The organism is Paucilactobacillus salsurae (assembly GCF_054784995.1).
Window position 1 is genome coordinate 17,455 of sequence record NZ_BAAHWX010000005.1, and the last position, 12,505, is coordinate 29,959.

A 12,505-nucleotide genomic window follows, 5' to 3' on the forward strand; every position below is an offset into this window, starting at 1 on the left:
ATTTGGTTAAACTCTCATGGAAAAATCATAAAAGACAGAGTGTGAAAAAAGGCGTTTAGCTTCTGAGGATTAAAGTACTTAAACAATAAATCCCGAACCTGGATTTGTTGTTTAAGTATTTTAACCGGAAGAAGCTGCCTTTTTTCACCGATTTCGACTATAAGAAAACAAAAAAAAGACTCCGAATCTATTACGAATTCGAAGTCTTCTTCAACACAGCATCAAAGCCATGTCATCTGGTCAGTCATGCTTACTTGTCATCTTCGCGACGCTTACGAACTCCAAGTAAACCAAACATCCCAATCAAACTACCTAATAAACCAAGTGCCGCGGTATTAGGTTGTGCTTCAGAAGTCTGTGGCAATTTCTTGTCGTTAGCCGACTTAGTTGCCCCAGCCTTTTGTTGCGTTTGATCTGCCTTGTGACTAGCAGGTTGAGCAGTAGCTTTTGTCGTGTCAGTACCGGCATTTTGATCTTGATCAACTGGTGTTTCAGTGTATTCATAAGTGATATGACCGTCGTGATCGACAGTTTCGCCATCGTGAACAGTGACTGGGTTACCGTTTTGATCAACATCAGTGGTGTTGTGTGTCAAAGCAACGCCATTTGGTTCATTATTTGTCACCGTGGTCTTACCAGTTGTGGTGGTATCACCCGGTTGAACTGTAACTGGATCGAGTGGATCCTGACCATTTGGTGTTTCAGTGACCGTAACAACATTGGTACCAGTGTTGATTTCGACATGCGTCTTGTCGCCGTCTGGCCAAGTCTTATCGATCTTGGTGACGTCATTGTTACCGTTAGTTGTCACAGTGGTTGTACCACCATCTGGATCCTTCGTGGTTGTGGTGTTGTAGTAATCCTTAGGATCAACACTGACACCAGTGCCATTCTGGGTCTTCTTGTAGCTCAACGTGCCATCTGGGTTAACTGTTTCAGTCGTGCCGTTGCCGTCATGACTAAGGGTTACACCATTTGGTTCGTTGTTAGCAACCGTCGTCTTGCCTGTCTTATCACTGTCACCTGGTTGAATGGTTACTGGATCTAATGGGTTTTGACCCTTAGGTGTTTCAGTAACTGTGACAACATTAGTGTCAGTATTGATTTCAACATGCGTCTTGTCGCCATCTGGCCAAGTCTTATCGATCTTAGTTACATCACCATTACCATTGGTTGTGACAGTGGTTGTGCCGCCGTCAGGGTCATTGGTTGTTGTGGTGTTGTAGAAGTCTTTAGGATCAACGCTGACACCTGTACCATTCTTAGTCTTGGTATAGGTAATCGTACCATCACTCAAGTCATGTTCGCCGACATTGGTTGGTTCGCCCGTCGGCTTGCCATCCTTGTCCACTGGAGTGATTGTATGCGTCAATTCAACGCCAGCTGGTTCGTTGTTTGTAACGGTTGTCTTGCCAGTCTTCGTGGTGTCACCTGGTTGGACTGTCACTGGATCGAGTGGGTCTTGACCCTTAGGTGTTTCAGTGACTGTAATCACGTTGGTATCTGTATTGATTTCAACGTGCGTCTTGTCACCATCAGGCCAGTTCTTATCAATCTTTGTGACGTCGCCATTACCATTTGTCGTAATTGTGGTTGTGCCACCATTTGGATCTGGAGTGGTCGTCGTGTCGTAGTAATCCTTAGGATCAACGCTGACACCCGTACCGTTCTTGGTCTTGGTGTAGGTAATTGTGCCATCGCCCAAGTCATGTTCGCCGACATTGGTTGGTTCGCCTGTTGGCTTACCGTCCTTGTCCACTGGGGTAATAGTATGAGTTAACTCAACACCATTTGGTTCGTTGTTTGTGACAGTCGTCTTGCCAGTCTTATCTGTGTCACCTGGTTGGATTGTCACAGGATCTAATGGATCTTGACCCTTAGGTGTTTCAGTGACCGTGATCACATTGGTATCTGTATCAATATCGATGTGGGTCTTGTCACCGTCTGGCCAATCCTTGTCGATTTTCACGATGTTGCCATGACCGTCAGTCGTTGTAGTGGTAATACCACCATTTGGATCTGGGGCCTTGGTTGTGTCGTAGTAATCGTCAGGAGTGACACTGACACCTGTGCCGTTTTGGGTCTTCTTGTACGAAGGTTTCCCGTCTGGGTTAACAGTTTCACTGATATCGTCGCCATCATGACTCAAAGTAAGTCCTTCTGGTTCATTATTATCAACAGTTGTCTTACCAGTCTTCGTAGTGTCACCTGGTTGAATGGTTACTGGATCTAATGGATCTTGACCGTTTGGTGTTTCAGTGACTGTCACTACGTTGGTATCAGTGTTGATTTCAGCGTGGGTCTTGTCACCATCTGGCCAAATCTTATCGATCTTAGTTACATCGCCATTACCGTTGGTCGTGACAGTGGTTGTGCCGCCGTCTGGATCTGGGGTAGTAGTCGTTGTGTAGTAATCCTTAGGATCGACACTGACACCCTTACCATTCTTGGTCTTGGTGTAGGTAATCGTCCCGTCACCCAAGTCGTGTTCGCCAACCGTGGTTGTGCCGTCAGTTGGTTTACCGTCCTTGTCAACTGGTGTGATGTCGTGAGTTAATTCTACGCCTTCGGGTTCGTTGTTCGTGACAGTTGTCTTACCAGTCTTGGTGGTGTCTCCTGGTTGAACCGTAACTGGCTTAAGTGGTTGTTCACCCTTAGGTGTTTCAGTGACCGTAATCACATTCGTATCTGTATCGATATCGATGTGAGTCTTGTCACCGTCTGGCCAGTCCTTATCGATTTTCACGATCTTATCATTACCGTCAGTCGTCGTCGTGGTTGTGCCACCATTTGGATCTGGGGTCTTGGTTGTATCGTAGTAATCGTCAGGGTTGACACTGACACCTGGACCGTTCTGTGTCTTGGTGTAACTCAATGTGCCGTCTGGGTTGAGCGTTTCGCTGATACCATCACCATCATGACTCATTGTGAGACCATTTGGTTCGTTGTTATCAACAGTTGTCTTACCAGTCTTAGTTGAGTCACCTGGTTGAATCGTAACTGGGGCAAGTGGTTGTTCACCATTTGGTGTTTCAGTTACGGTGACCACGTTGGTATCTGGATTGATTTCTGCGTGGGTCTTGTCACCATCTGGCCAAGTCTTATCGATCTTGGTGATGTCACCATTACCGTTAGTTGTCACGGTTGTGGTGCCGCCATCTGGATCTGGAGTAGTGGTGGTTGTGTAGTAATCCTTAGGATCCACACTGACACCCTTACCGTTTTGCGTCTTAGTGTAAGTGATGGAGCCATCATCCAAGTCATGTTCACCAACAGTGGTTGTACCCTCAGTTGGTTTGCCATCTTGATCAACTGGTGTGATGTCGTGGCTTAATTCCACACCACCAGGTTCGTTGTTCGTGACAGTGGTCTTACCAGTCTTCGTGGTGTCGCCTGGTTGAACTGTAACTGGATCTAATGGTTGTTCGCCCTTAGGTGTTTCGGTAACCGTAATCACATTGGTATCTGTGTCGATATCGATGTGGGTCTTGTCACCGTCTGGCCAGTCCTTATCGATTTTCACGATCTTATCATTACCGTCAGTCGTTGTCGTGGTTGTGCCACCATTTGGATCTGTGGTCTTGGTTGTATCGTAGTAATCGTCTGGATCAACGCTCACACCAGGACCATTTTTGGTCTTCGTGTAGGTAATCGTACCGTCATCCAAGTCATGCTCACCAACAGTGGTTGCACCCTCAGTTGGTTTGCCATCCTTGTCAACTGGTGTGATGTCGTGACTTAATTGTACGCCACCAGGTTCGTTGTTAGTAACGGTGGTCTTACCAGTCTTCGTGGTATCACCCGGTTGAACTGTAACTGGATCAAGAGGTGCTTCACCCTTAGGTGTTTCAGTGACTGTAATCACATTCGTATCTGTATCGATATCGATGTGCGTCTTGTCGCCATCAGGCCAATCCTTGTCAATCTTCACGATCTTGTCATTACCGTCAGTCGTCGTAGTGGTTGTGCCACCATTTGGATCTGGCGTCTTAGTCGTGTTGTAGTAATCATCCGGACTAACGCTGACACCTGGGCCATTTTGGGTCTTCTTGTAACTCAATGTACCGTCTGGGTTGACTGTTTCGCCGACACCGTCACCATCATGGCTCATTGTGATGCCATTTGGTTCGTTGTTATCAACAGTGGTCTTACCAGTCTTGGTTGAATCACCCGGTTGGATCGTTACTGGATCAAGTGGAGATTCCCCATTTGGTGTTTCAGTAACTGTTACAACATTAGTTTCAGTGTTGATTTCAGCATGCGTCTTGTCACCGTCTGGCCAATTCTTGTCGATGGTTGTAATGTCTCCATTACCGTTAGTTGTAACAGTAGTCGTACCATCATCTGGATCTGGGGTAGTGGTGGTTGTGTAGTAATCCTTAGGATCAACACTAACACCTGGGCCATTTTGTGTCTTCTTGTAACTCAATGTACCGTCTGGGTTAACTGTTTCGCTGACACCGTCACCATCATGGCTCATTGTGATGCCGTTTGGTTCGTTGTTATCAACGGTTGTCTTACCAGTCTTCGTTGAGTCACCTGGTTGGATCGTTACTGGATCAAGTGGACTTTCACCATTTGGTGTTTCCGTAACTGTTACAACACCTGTGTCGGTATCGATTTCAGCATGCGTCTTGTCACCATCTGGCCAAGTCTTATCAATCTTCGTAACGTCACCATTACCATTCGTTGTGACAGTGGTTGTGCCACCATCTGGATCTGGTGTGGTTGTCGTTGTGTAGTAATCCTTAGGATCAACACTAACACCTGGGCCATTTTGAGTCTTAGTGTACGTCCGAGTTTCATCAGGGTTGATAGTTTCGCTAATACCGTCCCCATCATGACTCAACTCAACGCCGTTTGGTTCGTTATTTGTCACTGTCGTCTTACCAGTCTTTGTGGTGTCGCCTGGTTGAACTGTGACTGGATCAAGTGGTGATTCACCATTTGGTGTTTCAGTAACTGTAATCACATTGGTATCGGTATCGATTTCAATATGGGTCTTGTCACCATCTGGCCAATCCTTGTCGATCTTCACGATGTTGCCTTTACCGTCAGTTGTGGTAGTAGTTGTGCCACCATCTGGATCTGGCGTCTTGGTTGTATCGTAGTAATCTTCAGGGTTAACACTGACACCTGGGCCATTTTGAATCTTAGTGTAACTGAGTGTCCCATCTGGGTTAACAGTTTCGCTAATACCGTCACCATCGTGGCTCATTGTGATGCCGTTTGGTTCGTTGTTATCAACAGTTGTCTTACCAGTCTTATCACTATCACCTGGTTGAATGGTTACTGATTCAAGTGGTTGTTCACCATCTGGTGTTTCAGTAACAGTTGCTACGCCGGTATTTGTGTCGATTTCAACGTGCGTCTTGTCACCGTCTGGCCAGTTCTTATCAATCTTCGTGATATCCCCGTTACCATTCGTTGTCACAGTAGTTGTACCGCCGTCTGGATCTGGAGTTGTGGTAGTTGTGTAGTAGTCCTTAGGATCAACGCTTACGCCAGTACCATTCTTGGACTTGCTGTAAGTACGAGTTCCCTCAGGAGTAACTGTTTCACTGATATCGTCACCATCATGGCTCAATGCCACACCATTTGGTTCGTTGTTTGTCACAGTCGTCTTACCAGTCTTCGTCGTGTCGCCTGGTTGAACTGTTACAGGATCTAATGGTGTTTCACCATTTGGTGTTTCAGTAACTGTAATTACATTAGTATCTGTATTAATTTCAACGTGGGTCTTGTCACCGTCTGGCCAATCTTTATCAATTGTGACGATATTACCTTTTCCGTCAGTGATCGTAGTGGTTGTGCCACCATCTGGATCTGGGGTTGTGGTTGTAAAGTCTTTGATATTAACGCTGACACCTGGGCCATTCTTAGTCTTCTTGTAACTCAATGTGCCGTCTGGGTGAACTGTTTCAAATACATCGTCGCCATCATGGTTCATTGTGAGGCCATTTGGTTCGTTGTTATCAACGGTGGTCTTACCAGTCTTAGCTGTGTCACCTGGTTGAATGGTTACAGGATCTAATGGATCTTGTCCATTTGGTGTTTCGGTTACTGTGACAACATTGGTATCTGTGTTGATTTCAGCATGCGTCTTGTCACCATCTGGCCAAGTCTTGTCGATCGTTGTGATATCACCATGACCATCTGTTGTGACGGTTGTTGTGCCGCCATCTGGATCTGGTGTGGTCTTCGTCGTGTAGAAGTCTTTAGGATCGACACTGACACCTGGGCCATTTTGCGTCTTAGCGTAGCTGAGTGTACCGTCTGGGTTGACCGTTTCGCTGACACCGTCACCATCGTGGTTCATTGTGAGACCATTTGGTTCATTGTTATCAACGGTTGTCTTACCAGTCTTGGTGCTATCTCCTGGTTGAATGGTTACAGGATCTAATGGATCTTGTCCGTTTGGTGTTTCAGTAACCGTTACAACATTTGTATCTGTGTTGATTTCAGCGTGCGTCTTGTCACCATCTGGCCAAGTCTTATCGATCTTAGTCACATCGCCATGACCATTCTTCGTGACAGTGGTTGTGCCACCATCTGGATCTGGTGTGGTTTCAGTTGTGTAGTAATCCTTAGGATCAACGCTTACACCAGTACCGTTCTTAGTCTTCGTGTAAGTGATTGTGCCGTCATCCAAGTCATGTTCACCAACAGTAGTTGTACCGTCTGTTGGCTTACCATCTTGATCAACTGGGGTGATGTCGTGAGTTAATTCCACGCCTTCAGGTTCGTTGTTCGTAACAGTCGTCTTACCAGTCTTGGTAGTATCGCCTGGTTGAACTGTGACTGGGTCTAATGGATCTTGACCCTTAGGTGTTTCAGTGACCGTAATCACATTGGTATCTGTATCAATATTGATATGAGTCTTGTCACCATCTGGCCAATCTTTATCAATCTTGACGATCTTGTCATTACCATCAGTCGTAGTAGTGGTTGTCCCACCATTTGGATCTGGGGTCTTGGTAGTGTTGTAGTAATCGTCTGGATCAACGCTCACACCTGGACCGTTTTGGATCTTAACGTAATTAAGTGTGCCATCTGGATTAACAGTTTCGCTGACACCGTCACCATCATGGCTCATTGTGAGGCCATTTGGTTCGTTGTTATCAACAGTTGTCTTACCAGTCTTAGTTGAGTCACCTGGTTGGATTGTTACTGGATCAAGTGGAGATTCTCCATTTGGTGTTTCAGTAACTGTTACCACGTTGGTATCTGTATTGATTTCAGCGTGCGTCTTATCACCATCAGGCCAAGTCTTGTCGATCTTAGTGATGTCCCCATTTCCGTTAGTTGTAACAGTTGTGGTACCACCATCAGGATCTGGTGTGGTCTTCGTTGTGTAGTAATCCTTAGGATCGACACTGACGCCCTTACCATTTTGTGTCTTCGTGTAAGTGATGGTGCCATCATCCAAGTCGTGTTCACCAACAGTAGTTATACCGTCAGTTGGCTTGCCGTCTTGATCAACTGGTGTGATGTCGTGAGTTAATTCCACGCCACCAGGTTCGTTGTTAGTAACGGTAGTCTTACCAGTCTTGGTGGTGTCGCCTGGTTGAACTGTAACTGGATCTAATGGTTGTTCGCCCTTAGGTGTTTCGGTAACCGTAATCACATTTGTATCTGTGTTGATATCAATGTGCGTCTTGTCGCCATCAGGCCAATCCTTGTCAATCTTAACAATCTTGTCATTGCCGTCAGTTGTGGTAGTGGTTGTTCCACCATTTGGATCTGGCGTCTTAGTCGTGTTGTAGTAATCGTCAAGATCAACGCTGACACCTGGGCCATTTTGCGTCTTCTTGTAATTCAATGTGCCGTCTGGATTGACAGTTTCGCTGATACCATCACCATCATGGCTCATTGTGATGCCATTTGGTTCATTGTTATCAACAGTCGTCTTGGCAGCCTTGGTTGAATCACCTGGTTGAATCGTTACTGGATCGAGTGGTGTTTCGCCATTTGGAGTTTCAGTAACAGTTACAACACCTGTGTCGGTATCGATTTCAGCATGGGTCTTATCACCATCTGGCCAGTTCTTATCGATCTTAGTAACATCACCATTTCCATTGGTTGTAACAGTTGTGGTACCACCATCTGGATCTGGCGTGGTCTTGGTTGTGTAGAAGTCTTTAGGATCAACACTCACACCTGGGCCATTTTGTGTCTTGCTGTAAGTCCGATCGCCCTCAGGGGTGACTGTTTCATGTACACCTTCTCCATCGTGACTTAATGCAACACCATTTGGTTCGTTGTTTGTAACGGTAGTCTTACCAGTCTTAGTGGTATCACCTGGTTGAACTGTAACTGGATCTAATGGAGCTTGACCTTTAGGTGTCTCAGTAACCGTAATCACATTGGTATCTGTATTAATTTCAACGTGAGTCTTGTCACCATCTGGCCAAACTTTATCAATAACAGTTACATTACCTTCTGGATCAGTTGTCGTAGTGGTTGTACCACCATCTGGATCAGTTGTGACCTTGCTGTAAACAGCAGTGCGGTTCAACGTCTTCGTGTATGGAGGAGTTACGCCATCGGCATCAGTGATTGTCTTGAAGTCAGTTGATGTATAAGCAGTTTCGTCCCCGCTAGTAGCGACTTTATAACCTGTTACTTCTGCTGGTGTAAAGGCATCAACTAAGTTGCCGCTTAATGTTACACCATCAGGATTGGTTGTCCATTCACTGTAGCCAACCGTCCCATCACTATTGATGTGAGCGCTACGGTATACCTTGACATCATCAGTAGTGTTTGCTGGTGTAGCATCACCGGCACCTTCGTAGTTTGACTTAACGGTGATTGTTCCTGTTAAGTATTCTGCTTGGGTTCCTTCTGGATCCTTGCCAGTTTCACCTGGTGTCGTTGGTGTGTAATCTGTGGCGGTATATGTGGCAGTACGTTCAATTGTTGTCACATATGGTGTTTTAGCATCGGCCGCATCCGTAATTGTTGCGAAGTCGGCTGCTGAGTATGCACCGTCGGCGCCACTGGTTTCAACACTGTAACCTTTAACTGCTGTTGGTGCGAAAGCATCAACTAAATCAGTACTTGCGGTTACACCGTCTGGATTAGTGGTCCATGCGCTGTAGGCTACCGTGCCATCATCTTGGACATGGGCACTACGGTATACGTGGACATCATCAGTAGTGTTTGCTGGTGTGGCATCTCCGGCACCTGTGTAGTTTGACTTAACCGTGATTGTTCCTGTTAAGTATTCTGCTTGGGTTCCTTCTGGATCTTTGCCAGTTTCACCTGGTGTCGTTGGTGTGTAATTTGTTGCCGTATATGTGGCTGTCCGCGTAATCGTTGTTGCATATGGTGTGGTTGCACCGGCCGAGTCCGTAATCGTAGCAAAATCAGCTGCCGTGTATGCATCTGTGCTACCACCAGTAGTAACAGTGTATCCTGTAATTTCTGTTGGCACGAAGGCAGCAACTAAGTTATCACTAACTGTGACACCATTTTTGTTGGTAGTCCAAGCAGTATAGACAACTTTGCCGTCTTCAAGGTGCGCACTCCGATAAACATTAACATCTTTGCTGGTGTTGGCTGGTCTTGAATCGCCACCACCCTTGTAGTTGGTATTAACAGTAATGGTTCCGTTCAAGTACTCGTCTTGGGTACCTTCTGGATCAGTTCCCTCTTTGCCTGGGTTACTTGGTGTGTAATCTGTGCCTGTATATGTCGCAGTACGAACGTACTTAGTTGTAAATGGCACTGGTGCACCAATTGTGTCACTCAAAATCTTCAACTTGGTTGGTGTTAATGCGTCAACATCCCCAGTTGTTGTAACAGCATAACCATTAATTGTTGGTGCTGTGAATGCTTCCACGATGTTACCATCTGTTGGCGCAGTCACACCATCTTCATTTGTCGTCCAAGCGCCGTAAGAAACAGTCTTGCCATCAGCGCCGACTGTTGCACTACGATATATTGCAACAGGGACATCTGTTGTACTATCAGGCATCGCATCGCCGGCACCCTTGTACGTAGTTGTGACATAAACTGTTCCTGTTAGATACTCGATTTGAGTTCCGATAGGATCAGTATCTTTTCCACCTGGATTTTGTGGTGTAAAGATATCTTTAGCATAAGCAACAGTCCGTGAAACAACTGCGACTGTACTATCTGTGCCAACAATACCTTTATCGGCAAAGTTTTTAGCAGTAAAGTCGCTACTACCAGACGTTACTTCTGCCTTGTAGCCGTCAATTGCTGGGACATTAACAGTATCAGCTGTTGTTAAACCAGCGACTAAGACGTCTGTATCTTTACCACCCAAACCATTTGTAGCAGTTGTCCATGCTGTATAAACTGGTTGGCCTTGATCATCAAGACTAACTGTTCTGTAAACATTGATAGTTTCAGTCTTTTCAGCAGGTGTATCAGACCCTGCACCAGTGTAATCAGTTGTAACTTTAATTTGGCCCTTCAAGTATTGTACTTGGGTGCCTGCTGGATCAGTTGCTTCACCTGGATTATCTGGTGTGTATGTGATAGGTGTATATGTGACAGAACGTTGAATTAATGCTGCATATGGGCTTTCAGTACCTTTTTCTGCATCAAAGAATTCTGAAGTATAGTCACCGTTATCGCCGCCGAAAGTAACAGTGTAACCTGAAATGGCAACATCTTTTTCAGTCAGTGCGTGAACTAAAAGATTATCCTTAGTAGCTGTTGGATCATTTTTACCGGTTGACCAACCTGAATACGTAACGGTACCAGTTTTAGGATCAACAGTTGCTGTTCGATAAACGGGAGTAACTACAGTGGTTGTATCTGCTGCTGTCTTACCAGCACCGGTATAGGTTGTGATAACAGTGATCGTTCCAGTCAGATAATCTTTTTGTGTACCAGCAGGATCTGTCGCACCACCTGGCTTTTCCTCAGTATAAACAGTTGCTGTATAAACCAAAGTGATTGAAGTTGCTTGATCACTGAGGGTCAAAGCGGCTGGATTACCATCAGTTTCGGCACCAGTTGTCTTGTAGCCTTTATACGTGAAACCACTAACTGGATAACCAGCAGGGTCTACAGTAAATGAACCACCGACAACTAATGGGTTACCTGCAGCATCTGTGGTGATGTTGTATGTGCTGTTGCCCTTAGTATCTTTAAGGGTATTACCCTTGTCATCAACTAGGTTAACAGTGACAGCACCGGCTTTTTTACTTACGTGAACAGTATAAGTAGAACCATCTTTAACCACTTGAGTTGCTAATGCAGTGTTGTCAGCAGAACCAGGAGTTAGCACGTAACCTTGACCTGCTAATGTCGTCAATTCAGTCTCAACATCAGCTGCAGTCAGAATATCAGTTGCTTTGTTGTTGCCCACAGTTAATGGAACTGCTGTACCAACAGGTTGGTTTGTATTATCGTCAACAAAGTTTACAGTAATTGCAGCATCCGCGACATCGTAGATGAATCCTACTGTGATACGGTTTACTGCCGTAACTTTAGATGCGATAATATCTGCTTTTGTATCCGTACTTTCAGGTTTTGGGCCACTGCTACCTAAGTGAAGTGTGTATCCTTGGTACATGTATTTATCAATTGGATAGTTTGCAGAGTCAATGAGGATCTCTTTACCAACAATAAATTGATTATCCTTGGCGTTGAGAATTTCATTTGGTTTTAGTGTATTACCCTTTGTGTCAACAAAACTGACCGTAATGTTATTAGTTACTTGGCTTAAGTGAATTGTGACATCTGTAGTAGTTCCATAGGTAACACTAGTGTTTTTGTTGCCATCTGGTGTCAAAATATAGTTAGAGAAACTGTTAAGTTTAGCTTTTACATCTGACGTTGTTAAAATATCACCAGTTTCACCAATGACACCGTTCACAGTAATTGCACTATTAGCAATTTCTGCGCCTGAGTTTGAATCATCGACAAATTTAACATTAACTGGTGCAGTGTTTTGAACAAATGACATAACAATCGTATTAGCTGTTTTGGCTAATGTCCCCGATGGTGCACCAGTCGTAGCTTTGCCACCATTGAAGGTGTAACCAGTGTATGAATAGCCAGGCACTTGATAATCTGTGCTAGTTGTATCGACTTTATAAGTGTCACCAACTACCAAACCAGCCTTTTGGGCGTCAATTGTTTGATCAGCTTTGCCAGCAATTGCATTGCCTTTATCATCAACAAACTTAATCGTGATGTTACCAGCATAGCTTTCCACTGAAACTTCACGAGCGATATTGAAAATTTCTTCTGGTTTTTGACCCAGATATTTGTCGGCATTTTCATCTGTTAAGACAGTAGCAGCGTTAGTAACACGACCATTGCCTAAATCTGCACCAGTAATATCAACGTTACCACCTGTAACTGTCTTTAATACGCCACCTGGATAAGTTGTTGTGTCAGCAGCTGACCCTTTGGTCGTGATTGTGATTGAAGTAACTTTAGGAATGCCGGGCATACCAGCAGTAGCGTAACTAGCAGCGATAGTTGACATTTCTTCATCAGACAATTTAGCTGCCACGAT

1 protein-coding gene is annotated in these 12,505 nt (G+C 45.1%); it reads right to left on the reverse strand.

The window, feature by feature from the left end; translation table 11 throughout:
* Positions 1 to 250: 250 nt before the first annotated feature.
* Positions 251 to 12,490 (reverse strand): LPXTG cell wall anchor domain-containing protein, encoded by a 12,240-nt coding sequence (locus ACYVQZ_RS06015; protein WP_461240502.1) that lies wholly within the window; start codon positions 12,488 to 12,490, stop codon positions 251 to 253.
* Between the last annotated feature and the right edge of the window lie 15 nt (positions 12,491 to 12,505).